This window comes from Nonomuraea sp. NPDC049378, assembly GCF_055586745.1.
This window is the reverse complement of the sequence record NZ_JBVJHP010000002.1, coordinates 408,124-424,720: the sequence shown is the minus strand read 5'-3', so window position 1 is coordinate 424,720 and position 16,597 is coordinate 408,124. Positions and strand designations below refer to the sequence as shown.

The 16,597-nt window shown below is 71.4% G+C and carries 16 protein-coding genes; 7 read left to right on the top strand and 9 right to left on the bottom strand.

What is annotated here, in order from left to right:
• Positions 1 to 5 precede the first annotated feature (5 nt).
• The 4 genes from ACZ6SA_RS06905 to ACZ6SA_RS06890 all read left to right on the top strand — a co-directional run bounded on the left by ACZ6SA_RS06905 (position 6) and on the right by ACZ6SA_RS06890 (position 3,944).
• Positions 6 to 1,064 carry a class I SAM-dependent methyltransferase gene (locus ACZ6SA_RS06905; RefSeq protein WP_465826989.1) on the top strand — a complete coding sequence of 353 codons (1,059 nt, stop codon included), beginning with the start codon at positions 6 to 8 and terminating at the stop codon, positions 1,062 to 1,064.
• Positions 1,061 to 1,861, top strand: a complete 801-nt coding sequence (locus ACZ6SA_RS06900; protein WP_465826987.1) for a glycosyltransferase family 2 protein — start codon at positions 1,061 to 1,063, stop codon at positions 1,859 to 1,861. Before ACZ6SA_RS06905 ends, ACZ6SA_RS06900 begins: the two co-directional genes overlap by 4 nt.
• A 74-nt stretch (positions 1,862 to 1,935) precedes the next feature.
• Entirely contained in the window at positions 1,936 to 2,730 is a 795-nt protein-coding gene (locus ACZ6SA_RS06895; protein WP_465826986.1) for a 2OG-Fe(II) oxygenase, read from the top strand.
• A 26-nt stretch (positions 2,731 to 2,756) separates the two neighbouring features.
• Positions 2,757 to 3,944: a glycosyltransferase family 4 protein gene (locus tag ACZ6SA_RS06890; protein ID WP_465826985.1), complete on the top strand. Its 1,188-nt coding sequence runs from the start codon at positions 2,757 to 2,759 to the stop codon at positions 3,942 to 3,944.
• On the opposite strand, the gene ACZ6SA_RS06885 is transcribed toward ACZ6SA_RS06890, so the two are convergent.
• Genes ACZ6SA_RS06885 through ACZ6SA_RS06870 form a run of 4 tightly spaced genes read right to left on the bottom strand, consistent with a single transcriptional unit; the run spans position 3,905 to position 7,431 of the window.
• Positions 3,905 to 4,885: a hypothetical protein gene (locus ACZ6SA_RS06885; RefSeq protein ID WP_347648411.1), complete on the bottom strand. Its 981-nt coding sequence runs from the start codon at positions 4,883 to 4,885 to the stop codon at positions 3,905 to 3,907. The two genes, ACZ6SA_RS06890 and ACZ6SA_RS06885, sit on opposite strands and share 40 nt — an antisense overlap.
• Positions 4,882 to 5,874, bottom strand: a complete 993-nt coding sequence (locus tag ACZ6SA_RS06880; protein ID WP_347648412.1) for a GNAT family N-acetyltransferase — start codon at positions 5,872 to 5,874, stop codon at positions 4,882 to 4,884. The genes ACZ6SA_RS06885 and ACZ6SA_RS06880 overlap by 4 nt, the downstream gene beginning before the upstream one ends.
• Position 5,875: 1 nt before the next feature.
• Positions 5,876 to 6,766, bottom strand: coding sequence for a glycosyltransferase family 2 protein (locus ACZ6SA_RS06875; RefSeq protein ID WP_465826983.1), 891 nt, complete (start codon positions 6,764 to 6,766; stop codon positions 5,876 to 5,878).
• Positions 6,766 to 7,431, bottom strand: coding sequence for a polysaccharide deacetylase family protein (locus ACZ6SA_RS06870; protein WP_347648414.1), 666 nt, complete (start codon positions 7,429 to 7,431; stop codon positions 6,766 to 6,768). Before ACZ6SA_RS06870 ends, ACZ6SA_RS06875 begins: the two co-directional genes overlap by 1 nt.
• Before the next feature lie 161 nt (positions 7,432 to 7,592).
• Between ACZ6SA_RS06870 and ACZ6SA_RS06865 the strand changes: the two genes are divergently transcribed.
• Positions 7,593 to 8,708, top strand: coding sequence for an acyltransferase family protein (locus ACZ6SA_RS06865; RefSeq protein WP_347648415.1), 1,116 nt, complete (start codon positions 7,593 to 7,595; stop codon positions 8,706 to 8,708).
• On the opposite strand, the gene ACZ6SA_RS06860 is transcribed toward ACZ6SA_RS06865, so the two are convergent.
• Entirely contained in the window at positions 8,613 to 9,584 is a 972-nt protein-coding gene (locus tag ACZ6SA_RS06860) for an NAD-dependent epimerase/dehydratase family protein (protein ID WP_465826982.1), read from the bottom strand. The two genes, ACZ6SA_RS06865 and ACZ6SA_RS06860, sit on opposite strands and share 96 nt — an antisense overlap.
• A 512-nt stretch (positions 9,585 to 10,096) precedes the next feature.
• Between ACZ6SA_RS06860 and ACZ6SA_RS06855 the strand changes: the two genes are divergently transcribed.
• Entirely contained in the window at positions 10,097 to 11,446 is a 1,350-nt protein-coding gene (locus ACZ6SA_RS06855; RefSeq protein WP_347648417.1) for a glutamate-1-semialdehyde 2,1-aminomutase, read from the top strand.
• Between the two features lie 42 nt (positions 11,447 to 11,488).
• Here the strand turns inward: ACZ6SA_RS06855 and ACZ6SA_RS06850 are convergent, their stop codons facing one another.
• The 4 genes from ACZ6SA_RS06850 to ACZ6SA_RS06835 form a co-directional block, all read right to left on the bottom strand.
• Entirely contained in the window at positions 11,489 to 12,535 is a 1,047-nt protein-coding gene (locus ACZ6SA_RS06850) for a 2-oxoacid:ferredoxin oxidoreductase subunit beta (RefSeq protein ID WP_465826980.1), read from the bottom strand.
• Positions 12,528 to 14,372: a 2-oxoacid:acceptor oxidoreductase subunit alpha gene (locus tag ACZ6SA_RS06845; RefSeq protein ID WP_465826979.1), complete on the bottom strand. Its 1,845-nt coding sequence runs from the start codon at positions 14,370 to 14,372 to the stop codon at positions 12,528 to 12,530. The genes ACZ6SA_RS06850 and ACZ6SA_RS06845 overlap by 8 nt, the downstream gene beginning before the upstream one ends.
• Before the next feature lie 119 nt (positions 14,373 to 14,491).
• A complete protein-coding gene (locus ACZ6SA_RS06840) occupies positions 14,492 to 14,581 on the bottom strand; it encodes a putative leader peptide (RefSeq protein WP_352322479.1) in 90 nt (29 codons plus the stop codon).
• Between the two features lie 32 nt (positions 14,582 to 14,613).
• The gene (locus tag ACZ6SA_RS06835; RefSeq protein ID WP_465826977.1) at positions 14,614 to 16,092 is read right to left on the bottom strand and encodes a polysaccharide deacetylase family protein; all 1,479 of its coding nucleotides are present in this window, start codon (positions 16,090 to 16,092) and stop codon (positions 14,614 to 14,616) included.
• Between the two features lie 109 nt (positions 16,093 to 16,201).
• On the opposite strand from ACZ6SA_RS06835, the gene ACZ6SA_RS06830 reads away from it, so the two are divergent.
• Positions 16,202 to 16,573, top strand: a complete 372-nt coding sequence (locus tag ACZ6SA_RS06830) for an NADH-quinone oxidoreductase subunit A (RefSeq protein ID WP_347648421.1) — start codon at positions 16,202 to 16,204, stop codon at positions 16,571 to 16,573.
• Positions 16,574 to 16,597 lie beyond the last annotated feature (24 nt).

Genomic DNA, 16,597 nt, shown 5'->3' with positions numbered 1-16,597 from the left:
ACACCGTGATCCAGTGCCGGTTCTGCCGCTCCGCCTCCGGCCGCGTCGTCCTCGACCTCGGACCGCAACCGGCCTGCGACCTGTTCCCGCCGGCCACCGATCAGGGACCGGATCCGGTTCACCCGCTGCGCATGTGGGCGTGCGCCGCCTGCGGCCTGGCCCAGCTCGCCGAGGACCCGGCCGGCGCGGAGGAGCCGCGCGGAGCCGAGCCGGCCGCCCTGGTCGAGCAGGCCCGCGCCGCGGTCTCCCGGATACGCCTGGCCGGCTGGCTGGACGGGGCGCGCACGGTCGCCGAGTTCGGCAGCCCGCACGGCGGTTCCTGGCTGGGACTGGTGGACCTCACCCCGGTGGACGGCCCAGGCGCGATGGAGGGCGGGGCAGACCTGGTCATCGACTGCTTCGGGCTGATGCACGAGCCCGACCAGGCCGCGGGGCTGGCCGCCCGCGCCGAGTGCCTGGCCCAGGGCGGTGTGCTGCTCCTGCAGTTCCACAGCCTCGCCGCGATCCTGCGCGGCGGCCAGTGGAACGCTCTGCGGCACGGCCACCACGCGTACTACTCCACCCCGGTGCTGGCCGCCATGCTGCGCCAGGCCGGGCTGGTCGCGCGCAGCGCCTTCCGCTTCGACCTGTACGGCGGGACCGTGCTGCTGGCCGCCACCCGCGACGGTGAGCCGGACGAGTCGGTCACCACCCTGATCGAGGAGGAGGTGGCGGCAGGCGTCACCGACCCCGCGGTGCTGGAGCGCCTGGGACAGGACGCCACGCGCGGCGCCGAGAAGCTGCGTGCCCTGCTGGCCGAGCAGAGCGGCCCGGTCATCGGGTACGGCGCGGCCTCCCGGGCCGTCGCGCTGCTGTGCCGCGCGGGCGCGCACGCCGGCCGGCTGCCCGCGGTGGTCGACGCCTCGCCGGCCAAGCAGGGCCGCCGCATGCCCGGGACGGACATCCCGATCGCCGGCCCGGAGCGCCTGGCCGGGGCGGGTCAGGTCCTGCTCTTCCTGCCCGACCTGCTCCCGGAGGTCCGCGCGAGCTACCCGGACGTCTCCGGCTGGATCGTGGTCCCGTGACCGGCCTCAGCGTGGTGATCGCCGCGCACGACGAGGAGCGTGTGCTCGGTCGCTGCCTGGACGCGCTGCTGCCGCAGGGCGAGCCGGAGGTGGTCGTGGTCGCCAACGGTTGCGCCGATCGCACCGCCGAGGTGGCGCGCGAGCGCGGCGTGAAGGTGATCGAGCTGCCCGCGCCGGGCAAGGTCGCCGCCCTGCGCGCCGGAGACGCCGCCTGCGCCGCGTTCCCCCGCCTCTACCTGGACGCCGACGTGGTGCTCGCGCCGGGCTCTGTGGCGGCGATGCTGGCCTGCCTGGCCGGGACGGGCTTGTCCGCCTGCGCGCCGGAGCCCGAGCTGGACCTGGCCGGCGTTTCGCGGGTGGCGGCCGGTTTCCACCGCGCCCACGAGCGGCTCATGGCGGGCCGCCGCGGGCTGGCGGGCACGGGCGCCTATCTGCTGACCGAGGCCGGCCACGCCCGCGTGTGGCCGATGCCGGACGTGCTGTCCGACGACGGCTGGGCGCACCGCTCGTTCGCTCCGGCCGAGCGGGCCACCGCGGGCCGGTCGCTGGTACGCCCGGCCCGCACCGTCGCCGCCGTGGTGCGCCGCAGGGCCCGCGTACGGCAGGGCAACCGGCAGCTCGACCGGCTGGGCCGTACCGAAACCAGGCTGGGCGGTGCGGACCTGGTGACACTCGTGCGGCGGCGGGAGGTGGCGGTGTGCGACGCCGCATGCTTCGTCGCGGTGCTCGTCGCGGAGCGGCTGGCCGGGCCGCGAGCCGGTGGCGGCTGGGCTTCGGATCGTTCCAGTCGTGAGTAACGTCGCGGCAATTTCGCCGAAATAGGTGGAGAAGGAAGGTCTTCATGGGGGACGAGAGGGTTCCTATGCAGGATGTGACATTCGCCTTTCAGCGGGCCGAGCTCATGGCCCACGCCGAGCGGTTTCGCGAGCAGTTCGCCACGGCCGAGCCGTTCCCCCACGTCGTGATCGACGACTTCCTGCCACCCTCGGCCCTGGAGCCGGTGCTGGAGGAGTTCCCCGAGCCGCGTGGCGTCACCTGGCAGGAGTTCGACAGCGCCAGGGAGATCAAGCTGGCGCTGTCGGACACCGAGTTGATGGGGCCCGTGACGCGGAATCTGCTCCACGAGTTCAACGGCCAGGTGTTCGTGGACTTCCTGGAGGCGCTGACCGGCATCACCGGCCTCATCCCCGACCCGCACTTCGACGGCGGCGGGCTGCACCAGAGCCGCGCCGGCGGCTACCTGAAGGTGCACGCCGACTTCAACAAGACCAAGCGCCTCAACCTGCACCGCCGGCTCAACGGCATCCTCTACCTGAACCGGGACTGGTCGCCCGAGTGGGGCGGCGACCTGGAGTTATGGGACAGCGACATGACCGCGTGCGTCAAGCGCGTGGCCCCGCTCTTCAACCGTTTCCTGATCTTCGCGACCACCGACAACGCCAACCACGGCCTGCCCGACCCGATCACCTGCCCGCCCGACCGCGCCCGCCGCTCGATGGCGCTGTACTACTACACCAACGGCCGCCCCCAGGAGGAGTTCAGCGGCGAGCACAGCACGCTGTTCCGCCAGCGGCCCGGTGAGGACTTCAAGGGCACCTTCCGGCAGAGGCTCAAGCGCTGGGTGCCGCCCGCGCTGGCCGATCTGTTCTCCCGGCGCGGCGCATAGTGGCGGGCGAGCACGTCCTCATCGTTGTGCAGAACCTTCCGGTTCCCCTGGACCGCCGGGTCTGGCTGGAGTGCCGGGCGCTGAAAGCGGCCGGCTACGAGGTCTCGGTGATCTGCCCCCAGGGCCCCGGCGACCCGGCCTACGACGTGCTGGAGCGCGTGCACCTGTACAAGTACGCGCCGCCGCGCCAGGCCGCCGGTCCGGTCGGTTACGCCTGGGAGTTCGTGTACTGCTGGATCCGCACGGCGCTGCTGTCCCTCAAGGTACGGCGCCGCCGCAGGTTCCACGCGCTGCAGGCGTGCAACCCGCCGGACACGTACTGGGCGCTGGCGCGGCTGTGGCGGCCCTTCGGCGTGCGCTTCGTCTTCGACCACCACGATCTAAATCCCGAGGTGTTCCGTTCCCGCTTCGGCGAGCCGGCCTCCCTGGCCGGGCGGTCGCAGCTCAAGGCGCTGCTGTGGCTGGAGCGCCGGACCTTCCGCGCCGCCCACCGGGTGATCTCCACCAACACCTCCTACCAGAACATCGCGGTCGGGCGCGGCGGCGTGCCGCGGGAACTGTCCACCGTGGTCAGGTCCGGCCCCGACACCACTGTGATGCGGCCAGGCCAGCCGGTGCCCGAGCTGCGCCGCGGCCGGAAGCACCTGCTGGTCTGGCTGGGCATCATGGGCCCGCAGGACGGCGTGGACGTCGTGCTGCGCATCGCCGAGCAGGTGATTCACCGGTACGGCCGCACGGACGTGGGCTTCGCCCTGCTCGGCTTCGGCGACTGCCTGGAGGACCTCAAGCGCCTGGCGAGCGAGCTGAGGCTCGACGAGCACGTCGAGTTCACCGGACGGGTGGGACCGGAGGAGATCGCCCGCTACTTCTCCACCGCCACCGCCGGGCTCTCGCCCGACCCCTTCAGCCCGCTCAACGACGTCTCCACGATGAACAAGACCATGGAGTACATGGCCTTCGGCCTGCCGGTGGTGGCCTACCGGCTCACCGAGACGGCCGTGACCGCAGGGGAGTGCGCCGTCTACGCCGACCCCGACGACCTGGACGGCTTCGTCAAGGAGCTGATCGCGTTGCTGGACGACCCGCCGCGCCGCGCGGCCCTGGGCGCGGCGGGACGCCACCGCGCCGAGACCGTGCTGGACTGGCGCCGGCAGGCCGAGGCCTACGTGGCGGTCTACGACTCGATCTTGCGCAACCAGACCTCGCGCCAGTAGGGGTAGATGGAGCGCGGGCAGTGCCGGTGGTAGACGGCCTGGCAGATGACGTTCTCCAGGATCAGGCAGTCCTTCAGCTTGATCATGCGGCCGGTGGGCTCGTCGATGATGCGCTCGACGCGGCGCAGCACGCGGGCCCGCTTGCCGCAGTAGAGCAGCATCTCGGCGTCGAAGACCATGCCCCGGTTCTTGTTGTCGGGCCGCAGCGTCTTGACGATCTCCTCCTTGCTCTTGACCTCGACCAGGTCACCGGGCCGCAGGCCGAGCGGTTCGGCGGGCGGTGTCGGGCCGGTGGCCGTGCCGCGCAGGAACGGCCACTCCTCGCCGCCCCTGATGCGCAGCCGACGCGGCAGCCGTAGCGTACGCCGCTGGAAGATGTTGAACGCCAGCACGGCCAGGCCGCGCAGCACGGTCAGCAGCCGCTCGTTGCGCGTACGCACGTCGTGGACGTACTGGCTCCAGTCGTAGGGCCCCAGCCCGCCCTCGGAGGCGTTCAGCAGCTCGGTGGCCTGGCAGCGGTGAAGCGGCTCGCCGTCCTCCGCCGTGCCCCGCACGGTGTCCTTCTCCAGCGTCTCCAGCGCGGCGCCCCCGCCCTCAGGCGGCCTCGGCCCGCCCTCCAGCCACTCCTCGCGGAAGAACAGCAGGCACCCGGCCTGGCAGCCGCCGTGCGCGCTGCCATCGCAGCGGGCGCCGACCAGGTGCACCGTGTTCTGCATGCGCCGCCTGGTGCCGGTCTGCTGGATCGTGTCGCAGGTCTTGTCCGCTCGCTTGTACACCCGCATTTCCTGGCCGGCGTAGGCCAGCATCTCCGGCATGAACGGTAGCCCGCCCAGTCTGCCGTTCTCGTCCAGGGAGGCGAGGATCTCCTCCTTGCCGCGCACCCGCACGATGTCCCCTGCGCGCACTTGCGCGACGTCCCCCGCGCGAAGCTGCTTGTTCAACGTCCCCTCCTGAGCACCTTCTTGGCTGTCGCGATCAGTGCGTTCCTGGCCTTGCGTACCGGGCTGGCGGTGACCTCGCCCTCGCAGACCAGGATCTGCCCGGTCATCGCCCGGCGTTTGTACTCGTCCTCGCCGCGCCCCAGGTCGATGCGTGCCACGCCCATGTGGGGCGCGGCCGCGATCAGCTCGCGCAGCAGGATCCAGCCGGGCGACAGGCGCGCGTGCGCCGGGTCGTAGACGGGAAACCACCAGTGCAGCACCCCGCCAGAGCGCAGCCCGAAATGCGCCGCCAGCAGGTGCGGCCCGGCGTGCACGGCCGACAGGACCCCGGCGAACTCCGGATCGCGGGCGGCCAGCAGCTTGTGCAGCATGTCGGCCCGCCTGGGATCGGTGAAGTAGTCACGGGCTCCGGTGGCCGTGTACTGGGCCCGCTTGAGCTCGATCACCCTGTCGAGCAGCGCGTGATCGAGCGCGTCCGCGGTGAGGACCACCTCGCCCAGCTCCCGCCCCGCCTTGCGGGCCCGGCGCCTGGCCTGCGCCAGGTTGTCCTTGGCGGTACGCGAGGCCCGGCCGAGGTAGCCGTCCAGGCCGCCGGTGACCTCCAGGAAGGGCGAAGGGCGGCGGCGCCTGACCCATCGGTCGAAGTCCGGCTGCTCCAGCAGGTGGTCGAAGGCCAGGCCGCGCACCCGTGCCGCCCGGACGAACTCCAGGGCGGGGAAGGCGGTGCCCGGTGCCCGGATCGGCGCCTGGAAGTCGGCGGCCGGCCAGCCCGCCGGCCTGGCGATCGAACCGTCGCGCTGGAAGGGCAGCAGCGCCAGCACCTCGGGGTCGCCGTGCACCGCGACCTGGATCTCGCGCCCGCTCGCGTGGACGGCGGCGGCGAAATCGGGGTGGAAGTAAGGGCTGTCCAGCGCCGGATCGGTGGCCCTGAGCCGGTGCCAGGCGGCCAGCTCGTCCGGCGTGAGGGCATCGAAGGCGACGATGCGCACGTCAGCCCCCCGGAAGCTTCCGCAGCCGGCGCGCTGGCCGCACCAGGGCCACCAGCGCGGCGCGAGCCGTACGCTGACCGCGCAGCGCCCTGACCGCCTCGCCCAGCAGCACCGCGGCGAAGTAGGCGGCGCCGCGCACTGGACCGTTCCGGTCGCGGAACAACCTGACCCGGTTGACCGCGATCAGCGCGGCCAGCATCGGGCTGGTGTCGGACTCGCCGCCGATGTGCTCGAAGACCGCCTCGGGCTCGTACCACAGGCTCCAGCCCAGGTCGGCGGCTCGTAGCGCGTACTCGGTCTCCTCGCTGTAGAGCAGGAAGGACTCCTCCCACGGACCGGCCGCCCGCACCAGCGGGGTGGCCACGAGCATGGCCGCACCGGTGGCCCAGGCCGCCGGGCAGGGCCGCTCGTAGGCCGCCGGGTCGGTGACCAACTCGCCCAGCCGGCTCGACCGCCCGGCCAGGGTGCCGCCGAGCACGGCCTGCGCCAGCGCCCGCGTGACAGTGGGCGCGCGGCGCAGCGAGGGCTGCAAGGAGCCGTCCGAGTTGACCAGCTTCGGTACGGCGATGCCGCATCCGGGACGGTCCAGCGCGCGCGCCAGCACGGGCAGCGACCCCGGCGCCAGGCGGCAGTCCGGGTTGAGCACCAGCACGGCGTCGACCGCGTCGAGGTCGAGCGTCGCGACCGCCGCGTTGATCGCCGCCGCGTAACCGGCATTGCGCCCGAGTTGCACGATCCGGCACCCGGCCGCCTCGGCCACCCGGACGGACTCGTCGCGGGAGGCGTTGTCGGCGACCACCACCCCGGCCAGGTCGCGGGGGAGCGAGCTGAGGCAGTCCTTCAGCACCTCGGCGCTGTTGTAGCTGACGATGACGGCCGCTATGCGCGTCATCAGCGGAGACGCTTGATCGTCCGCGAGACCAGTTTCCTGGCCCGCATCCCGGGTGACCGGCTGTCCTCCAGCAGGGCGGTGGCCCAGCCGGGACCGATGTCGCGGTGGAGGCTGGTGCGCGGCTGGAGCCAGGCGCCGGCACGGGCCCGGCCGCCGTCGCTGGTGTAGGCGAGGCTGACACCCGCCCGGCGTAACCTGGCCAGCACGTGCCGGTCATAGGAGCCGAACGGGATGGCCACCCTGCCGACCGGCTCCCCACACAGCTCGCTGAGCACCTCGGGGGCCCGCGCCAGCTCCTCGGCCTCCTGCCCGGGCGCGAGCCGCCGCCAGTCGCGGTGGGCCCAGCCGTGCGAGCCGATACGCATGCCCTGCTGCACCAGTTCCCGCACGCCGTCGGCGTCCAGCCTGGCCCGCTCGCCTAGCCGGCCGGCCAGCACGAAGAACTCCGCGCGGAGCCCCCGCTCCAGCAGGGCCGGCAGACCGATCTCCAGGTCGGAGTCGTTGCCGTCGTCGAAGGTGAGCCTGACGTCCGGCCGGTCCTTCACCTCATCGAGGACCTGCTCGAACTGTTCGACACTGACCCACGTCACGTCCTCGCCGGGGTCGAGTTCCCGGAGTGGTTCGCCGATGCCGTGGACAGTCAGGTTGAGGACCGAACGGGTCAATGTCCCCCGACCTCTCTAGTGGCAGCCGTCCCGATCAATATCGTTCCAAAGCGCCGTACTTGTTACATCTCGCAGTGGCCGGTTCCGGCCGTTCCAAAGCTGTTGCCACGGCCTTTGAGCACGTCTAAGGTGACGTGGGTTCCGGCGTAGGGCGGGGATGCATGGAGCAGCGGGCACGTGACCTGGTCGCGGAGGCCGACAATGCGGCCCCGGCACGATTACCGTCCCTGACGGGTCTGCGCTGGCTGGCCGCCTTCGGCGTGTTCGGCTTCCACATCCTGGCCAACCAGACGATGACCAGCGATCCCGGGTTCGTCCACGGGATGGGTGTGCTGTTCGGCGCCGGCGCCTCAGGGGTCTCGCTGTTCTTCGTGCTGTCCGGGCTGGTGCTCACCTGGTCGGCCCGCCCCGGTGACCGCCCTGTGCGCTTCTGGCGCAGGCGGGCCGCGCGGGTGCTGCCCGACCACGTGGTGACCTGGCTCTGCGTGCTGGCCATGCTGGCGCTGGTCGGGCGCGAGCTGTCGGCGGGACCCGCGCTGGCCGGGCTCGTCCTGGTGCAGCCGTGGGTGCCCGACGAGGGCTACTACTTCGCCGTCAACACCCCGGCCTGGTCGCTGGCCTGCGAGGCGTTCTTCTACGCCGTCTTCCCCTGGCTGGTCGCCCTGGTACGCGCGGTGCCCGCGCGGCGCTGGTGGCTGCTCGCCGTGGGACTGGTGGCCGGCGTCTGGGCGGTGTCCGCTCTGGCGACGCTCATGCCGGAGCCGCGCGCCTACTGGTTCGTCACGATCTTCCCGGTGACCCGGCTGCTGGAGTTCACGCTCGGGATCTGCCTGGCGCTGATGATCCGGAACGGGCGTTGGCGCGGGCCCGGGGTAGGCGTCTCGGCGGGCCTCGTGGCCGTGGCCTATCTCGCCGCCGGGCTCGTTCCCGAGCCCTGGGGCTGGGTGGCCTGGATGGCGGGCCCGCTGGCACTGCTCGTCGCCGCGCTCGCCGCCGCCGACGCACGGCGCGGGCGCGGCCTGCTGGGGCATCCCTGGCTGATCCGGCTCGGTGAGATCTCCTTCGCCTTCTACCTGGTGCACCAGCCGGTGATCCGGCTGGGCACCAAGCTTCTGGGTCACGACCTGAACGCGGTGGCGGTGGTCGCCGTGTCGGCCGGCATGTTGGTGGTGAGCGTCGGCCTAGCGTGGCTGCTGTTCAGGTTCGTCGAGCGGCCCATGGAACGCCGGCTGCGGCCTGTGGAGGGCGGGCGCGTGGAGCGCCACTTGAGGCACTAGCCGGCCCGCGTACCATCGCAGGGTCCGCGCCAGCCCCTCCGCCAGCGGCGTGGCCGCCCGCCAGCCGAGCACCTCCTCCGCCGGTCGCACGTCGGCGAGGTGGGCGCGGTCACGTGCCCGGTCGGCGATCGCTCCGTAGACGGGTGCCACGGACGTCCCAGCCAGCCGGTGGAGCAGGTCCACGGTGGCCCGGATGGAGGTGCCCGTGCCGCTGCCCACGTCCAGGGCCTGGCCGTCGGCCGCGCCGCTCAGCGCAGCGGCCACCAGCGCGTCGACGACGTCGTCGACGAAGACCCAGTCGACCAGGCGGGTGCCGCTGCCCACCTGCGGCGACCGGCCCTGCAGGAGCTCGGTGGCCACGTACGGCACGAGCTTGCTCAGGTCCTCCTGGCCGGGGCCGTACACCATGGCGATGCGCAGGACCGTCACCGGGACGTTCCACAGATGGTGGAAGAGCATGGCGTAGCCGGTGGCGGCGGCCTTGGCGGCGGAATAAGGGGAGTGCGGGGCGACCGAGCCGGCGTGCGGCTCCTCGACCGAACCGGCGAACACCAGCCTGGCCGGCGTGCGCGTGGCGGCGGCCAGGAGGTTGACCGCGGTCAGCAGGTTGCCGCCCAGTGTCTCGGAGACCATCGCGACCTCGCGCCTGCCGCTGACCTCCCCGGCCAGGTGGAAGACCACCTGAGGGCGGATCGCCCGCATCAGGGCGGCGGTCGCCTCTTCCTCGCGCAGGTCGCACTGGTGCCAGATCTCGCCGTGCAGGGAAGCCCGCGGCCCCCGGCTGACGGCGTGGACCTCGACCGACAACCCCCGGAGGCGGCGGGTCACGTGGGCGCCGATGAAACCGGAAGCTCCGGTGATCAGAACGCGGTGCATGCTCTCTCCTAAGTGTCGACTTCAGAATGATCACGAGGAAAGAGCGGTCCGGGCGGTGCCCGGGGGGAATGTAAGCCGGGTGGGCCTGGATCAGGGTCAGGATCGGGCCTGGCCCGTTGCCGTTCCCGGCGATGGCGCGCGCGGGGTCTGCGAAGGGAGCGGCGGCGCAGCGCCCGAGAGCGGGCGGGAGCGGGCCGGCGCGTGGCTGTCGGGTTACGCCGGGGCGCGCTCGACGAGAGGGCGGGGCGAGGGCTGCGCGACAGCGGGCACAGCCGCTCGTCGCCCTGCTCGACCGGCAGGTGCTCGCCGGTCAGGTGCTCGACCGCCGACGGCGGTGGATGGGTGCTCGCGGACGGCTCGGTGGGCGCCGCGAGCACGAGTAATATCAGGACCAGCCAGTGCAGGACCACCAGGCCATTGTCACGGCTGGCCCGCCGGGTGTCTCCGTCTTGGAGCGATCCAGCAGAGCCGTCGATCTGTCGCCCCGGGATGGTGATCCCTATCATCGGGTAATGGTCCCGTTACAAGAGCATGCCGGGTTCGCCGAATCCGAGCGGCTGCAGAGCCGCCTGCACGAGCTCGTCCCTGGAGGGGCGCACACCTACGCCCGCGGCAGCGACCAATATCCAGAGGGCATGGCACCGGTGCTCGTGCGCGGCTCGGGCGCCAGGGTCTGGGACGCCGACGGCAACCGCTACGTCGAATACGGCATGGGCCTGCGCGCGGTCACGCTGGGTCACGCGTACGAGCCCGTGCTGGCCGCGGTGCGCGCCGCGCTCGAGGACGGGCTGAGCTTCAGCAGGCCGACCGACCTGGAGGTGTCGGCGGCCGAGGACTTCCTCCGCCACGTGCCGGGCGCCGAGATGGTGAAGTTCGCCAAGAACAGCTCGGACGCGACCTCGGCCGCGGTCCGGCTGGCCAGGGCGGCGACCGGACGAGACCTGGTGGCCATCGGCGACCAGCCTTTCTACTCGACGGCCGACTGGTTCATCGGGACGGTGGCGATGAACGCCGGCGTGCCCGCGGCCGTACGCGAGCTGACCGTGCGCTTCCCCTTCAACGACCTCCACTCGCTGCGGGCGCTCTTCGAGCGGCATGACCGGCAGGTGGCGTGCGTGGTCATCGAGCCGGCGACCGCGACCGCCGAGCCGGCGCCCGGCTACCTGGAAAGCGTGCGTGCGCTCTGCGAGGAGCAGGGCACGGTGCTCGTGTTCGACGAGACGATCACCGGGTTCCGCTGGGCCATGGGGGGCGCGCAGACGTTCTACGGCGTCACGCCCGACCTGTCGTGCTGGGGCAAGGGCATGGGCAACGGCTTTCCCATCTCCGCCCTCGCCGGCCGTCGGGAGCTGATGGAGCTCGGCGGCCTGCGTACCGACCGGCCGCGCGTCTTCCTGCTGTCGACCACGCACGGGCCCGAGCGGGTCTCTCTGGCGGCCTTCCGCGCGGTCGTGCGCGCGTACGAGGAGGGCGACCCCATCGCGATCATGGAGCAGCGCGGCCGCGCGCTCGCCGAGGGGGTCAACGCGGCGGCGGCCGAACTCGGCCTGGGGGACCACGTCGCCGCCGTCGGCCGGCCGTCGTGCCTGGTGTTCACCACGGCCGATCACGAAGGGCGGCCGTCACAGGCCCATCGCACGCTGTTCATCCAGGAACTGCTCAGGCGCGGGGTGCTGGGGCAGTCCTTCGTCATCTCGGCCGCGCACACGGCCGGCGACGTGGCCCACACCGTCGAGGCCGTACGCGAGGCTCTGGCGGTGTACGCCAAGGCGCTCGAAGCACGCGGTGTCACAGGGCTGCTGAACGGGCGCCCGGTCGCGCCCGCGCTCCGCGGCCTGGCGGAGCCGCGCCGGCTGCGCTGACGGGGGAGCTCCCGCGTGACCGCGGCGGCTCCCCCGCGAACGTCAGCCGATGCGCCAGGTGTCGCCACCCAGCAGCAGCTCGCTCAGGTCGCCGGTCCCCGTGCGGGCCGCGGCCTCGTCGAGCTGTTCGGCCATGAGAGTGTCGTAGGCCGGGCGGGCGACCTGCCGGAAGATGCCGATCGGCACGTGCTCGAACGCCGGCTCGTCGAGCCTGCTGAGCGCGAAGGCCACCGACGGGTCGGGGTTGTGCGCGTCGTGCACGAGGATCTGGTCGTCGCTCACGCTGTCGCGGGCCACCACCTCGATGCCCCCGCTCGCGGCGCGTACGACGGCCTTCGAGGCGCTCGCGATGGGCTGGCCGTGCTCCAGCCGCACCGTGATGTCGTCGCGGACCTCGGGGTCCTTGAGCTGCTCGAAGGCGTTGTCGTTGAAGATGTTGCAGTTCTGGTAGATCTCCACCAGCGACGTGCCGTGGTGCGCGGTCGCCTCGCGCAACACCGACTGCAGGTGCTTGCGGTCGGAGTCGATGGTCCTGGCCACGAAGGACGCCTCGGCGCCGATGGCCAGCGAGATCGGGTTGAACGGCTTGTCGAGCGACCCCATCGGCGTCGACTTGGTGATCTTGCCGACCTCGCTCGTGGGGGAGTACTGGCCCTTGGTCAGACCGTAGATCCGGTTGTTGAACAGCAGGATGTTGAGGTTGACGTTGCGGCGCAGCGCGTGGATCAGGTGGTTGCCGCCGATCGAGAGAGCGTCGCCGTCACCGGTGATCACCCACACCGACAGGTCGGGACGCGAGGCGGCCAGCCCGGTCGCGATCGCCGGCGCCCGGCCGTGGATGGAGTGGAACCCGTAGGTGTTGAGGTAGTACGGGAACCGCGACGAGCACCCGATGCCGGAGACGAACACGATGTTCTCGCGCTTGAGCCCCAGCTCGGGCAGGAAGCTCTGCACGGCGGCCAGGATCGCGTAGTCGCCGCAGCCCGGGCACCAGCGCACCTCCTGGTCGGACTTGAAGTCCTTCAGGGTCTGCTTCACGTCGGTCTTGGGAACGAGCGAGAGCCCCTTCCCATTGACTAGCTCAGTCACTGTCGATCACGTCCTGGATGACTCCGGCCAGCTCCTCCGCCTTGAACGGGAGCCCGCGCACGCGGTTGTAGCTGATCACGTCGACGAGGTAGCGGGCCCGCAGCAGCAGGGCCAGCTGGCCCAGGTTGATCTCGGGCAGCAGCACCTTGTCGTAGCGCTTGAGGATCTCGCCGGTGTTGGCGGGCAGCGGGTTGAGGTGGCGCAGGTGGGTCTGGGCGACCTTGCCGCCGCCCTTCCTGATGCGCCGCACGGCGGCGGCGATCGGGCCGTACGTCGAGCCCCACCCGATGACGAGCACCCTGGCGTCGCCCTCGGGGTCGTCGAGCTCGAGGTCGGGCACGTCGATGCCGGCGACCTTGGCGGCCCGGGTGCGGACCATCAGGTCGTGGTTGGCGGGGTCGTAGGAGATGTTGCCGGTGCCGTCGGCCTTCTCGATGCCGCCGATGCGGTGTTCGAGGCCGGGGGTGCCGGGGATGGCCCACGGGCGGGCGAGGGTCTCGGTGTCACGCTTGAAGGGCAGGAACGTGCCGTCCTCGCTGTTCGGAGCGGTCGTGAATTCCTGCGATATGTCCGGCAGATCGGAAATTTCGGGCAGGCGCCAGGGCTCCGAGCCGTTGGCCAGATAGCCGTCCGACAACAACATGACCGGCGTGCGATATTTGACGGCGATCCTGGCCGCCTCGATGGCCGCGTCGAAGCAGTCGCTCGGCGACATCGGCGCCACCACCGGCACCGGCGACTCGCCGTTGCGGCCGAACAGGGCCATCAGCAGGTCGGTCTGCTCGGTCTTGGTCGGCATGCCGGTGCTCGGCCCCGCGCGCTGCACGTCGACGACGATCAGCGGCAGCTCGGTGGTGACCGCCAGGCCGACGGTCTCGGCCTTCAGCGCCACGCCGGGACCCGACGTGGTGGTCACGCCCAGCGACCCGCCGAACGCGGCCCCGAGCGCCGCGCCGACACCGGCGATCTCGTCCTCGGCCTGGAAGGTGCGGATCCCGAACCGCTTGTGCTTGGACAACTCGTGCAGGATGTCGCTCGCCGGGGTGATCGGATAGGACCCCAGGAAGAGCGGCAACTTCGACTGCACGCTGGCGGCGATCAGACCGTAGGCGAGCGCCTGGTTGCCGGAGATGTTGCGATAGACGCCCGGAGCCAGCCGCGCGGGCTTGACCTCGTAGCTCACCGAGAAGCCCTCGGTCGTCTCGCCGTAGTTCCAGCCCGCCTGGAAGGCGGCGATGTTGGCCTTGGCGATGTCGGGCTTCTTCGCGAACTTCTGCTCGAGGAACTTGACGGTGTGCTCGGTCGGCCGGTGGTAGAGCCAGGACAGCAGGCCGAGGGCGAACATGTTCTTCGACCGCTCGGCGTCCTTCTTCGACAGGTCGAAGTCTTCGAGAGCCTTGACGGTCAGCGAGGTCAGCGGGACCGCGTGCACGCGCCACTCGCTCAGGGAGTCGTCCTCGAGCGGGCTGGCGGCGTAGCCGACCTTCTGCAGGTTGCGCTTGGTGAACTCGTCGGTGTTCGCGATGATGTCGGCGCCCCTGGGCAGGTCGCCGAGGTTGGCCTTGAGCGCGGCAGGGTTCATCGCCACGAGCACGTTCGGCGCGTCGCCGGGCGTGAGGATGTCGTGGTCGGCGAAGTGCAACTGGAAGCTCGAGACGCCGGGCAGCGTGCCCGCGGGCGCGCGGATCTCGGCGGGGAAGTTGGGCAGGGTCGACAGGTCGTTGCCGAACTCCGCCGTGCCCGCCGTGAAACGGTCGCCGGTGAGCTGCATGCCGTCGCCGGAGTCTCCGGCGAATCTGATGATCACGCGGTCGAGTTGCTGGACCTGCTTCGTCACAGCTCAGTCCTCCTCGACGCGCCAAGGCGCGGTTGATGTAGGCGCGTTCTCTGTTTCCATGCTAGATCCTCGGAAGGTCACGCGTTTGCGGGCCGCGAAAGCGGGTAACGCGGCCGGGGTCAGGGTGAGGCGGGAGAACGACGACACAGCCCGGACGCGAGCCTGCAGAGGTCCACATGCAGGCGGGCGAACAGGACGGTTCGGGTCACGTGCGCCAACTATACGTCCCCCTACACGCGCACTATGTCTGGGGCTGCTCGCTCCCAGACGTGTACATGCGTCCGGCCTGCATCCCCGCAGTGCCGTACAACTCGGGAACGGTGACAAAGCTGTAACCCTTCCCGCGCAACCTTTCGAGGATGTCCGGAACGGCATCGACGGTTTCCCGATGGATGTCGTGCATGAGAATGATCGCACCTGGATGCGCCTCGCGCACCGCTCGTTCGACGATGTCGGCAGATTTCCCGCCCTCGTGGTCGTGGGTGTCGACGTCCCAGGTGACCAGTGACATGCCCTGCTCGGCCGCGACGGCGCGCAACTCCGGGCCCACGGCCCCGTACGGCGGTCGCACGAGCGTCGGCGTGCGCCCGGTCGCGACGGAGATCGCGTTCCCGGCCTCCCTCAGCGAGTCGGCGATCTTGCTGGTGGTCAGGTCGGCAAGGTTCCTGTGCGTCCAGCCGTGGTTCCCGACCAGGTGACCCTCGGCGCTCATCCGCAACACCAGACCGGGGTCGGCGGCGGCGTTCGCGCCGAGCGGGAAGAACGTCGCCCGCGCCCGGCCGTCCTGGAGCCGGTCGAGCAGCGCGCCGGTGTAGGGACCGGGACCGTCGTCGAACGTCAGGGCCACGCACTTGGTCTCGGCGCAGTCGGTGGTCACGGCCAGGTTCCTGACGGCCTCGGTGTTGTTCGCGGGGTGGTCCGTGGGCGGAGGGCCGTTCAGGTCCTCCGCGGCCCTCCGCGCCGCCGCCCTGACGCCGTCCTGCGCCCGCGCCCCCAGGCCGGACAGCAGCGGCGTGACGTCGTCAGCCGGCACGGCCGCCGCCACCCGGCCCAGCCGGCACGGCCCGGCCTGGCAGTCGTCGAACTCGACCACCAGGTCCCCGTCGCGGTTGAAGGCCATCGAGTCGAACCGGTCGGCGTCCGCGATGATCCCGCCCGCCACGATCTGCGACCCGCGCTCGTGGATCAGGCGCCGCTTGACCAGCACGCCCAGCCTGCGCAGCGCGTCCGCGCCCGCGAGCAGCCCGGAGGAGCGGACCGCCCTGCCGTCGTGCGGGTCGAACCAGTACGTCCGCGTGGAGTGGTGCCAGCCCGCCTTCAGCTTCTCGCCGGTGCGCATCCGCACGGCGATCGCCCCGGGGGAGGCGGCGGCGAGCTGCCAGTTCACGTTCAGCTCGGACCGGGTGCCGGCCGCCCTCGTCCTCGCGCGCTCGCGGAAGGCGCGCAGTTGCGCCCGTGCCCGCTCGTGCAGCGTCCGGTTGAGGGCGGGGGCCTCGTCCAGCTCGGGGTAGGTGATGTACGCGTATGTGCCGTCGGCGGAGTCGCCGCCGGTAAGCGTTCTGGTGGACAACCCGACCACGGTCGTGGGGTCGACAAAGTCGATCGACGTCGGCTCTGCCGGGACCACGATGTCCCTGCCGGGTGCGGTGGCGGCCACGCCGCAACCGGACACCGAGAGGGCCAGCAGAGCGATTCCTGAAGAGAATCGCTTTTTGCGCATGCATGTCAGGGTATGGGGGCGATCTTCCGATTTACCCTGACTTGGGATGATCAGGTCCTGACTTTTGACCATCTCCCGGTTTGCGTCTCCCCTGGGTTACCATCCCGTCATGGACGGCTATTTCGGGTCGTACGTGCTCGTCGCCGCGCTGCTCGCCATCGGCGTCGCCATCGTGGCCGGCGCCCTGCTCGCCAACCGCCTGCTCCGCCCGTCCAGGCCCACGCCCGACAAGCTGACCACGTACGAGTGCGGGGTCGACCCGGTGGGCGAGGGCTGGGCGCAGTCCCAGGTCCGCTACTACGTCTTCACGTACCTCTACGTGGTGTTCGCGGTGGACGCCGTCTTCCTGTTCCCCTGGGCGACCGTCTTCGACGCCCCCGGCTACGGGCTGACCACGCTCGTCGAGATGTTCGTGTTCCTCGGGTTCATCGCCCTCGGCATCGTCTACGCCTGGCGCAAGCGCGTACTCACCTGGACGTGAGGGTGTGGCACGTTGTGTGCCATG

Coding starts and splice junctions, on each gene's coding strand:
- ACZ6SA_RS06875 (WP_465826983.1), bottom strand. CDS start 6,766: ATGACGCGCATAGCGGCCGTCATCGTCAGCTACAACAGCGCCGAGGTG.
- ACZ6SA_RS06865 (WP_347648415.1), top strand. CDS start 7,593: ATGGAGCAGCGGGCACGTGACCTGGTCGCGGAGGCCGACAATGCGGCC.
- ACZ6SA_RS06860 (WP_465826982.1), bottom strand. CDS start 9,584: ATGCACCGCGTTCTGATCACCGGAGCTTCCGGTTTCATCGGCGCCCAC.
- ACZ6SA_RS06855 (WP_347648417.1), top strand. CDS start 10,097: ATGGTCCCGTTACAAGAGCATGCCGGGTTCGCCGAATCCGAGCGGCTG.
- ACZ6SA_RS06835 (WP_465826977.1), bottom strand. CDS start 16,092: ATGCGCAAAAAGCGATTCTCTTCAGGAATCGCTCTGCTGGCCCTCTCG.
- ACZ6SA_RS06830 (WP_347648421.1), top strand. CDS start 16,202: ATGGACGGCTATTTCGGGTCGTACGTGCTCGTCGCCGCGCTGCTCGCC.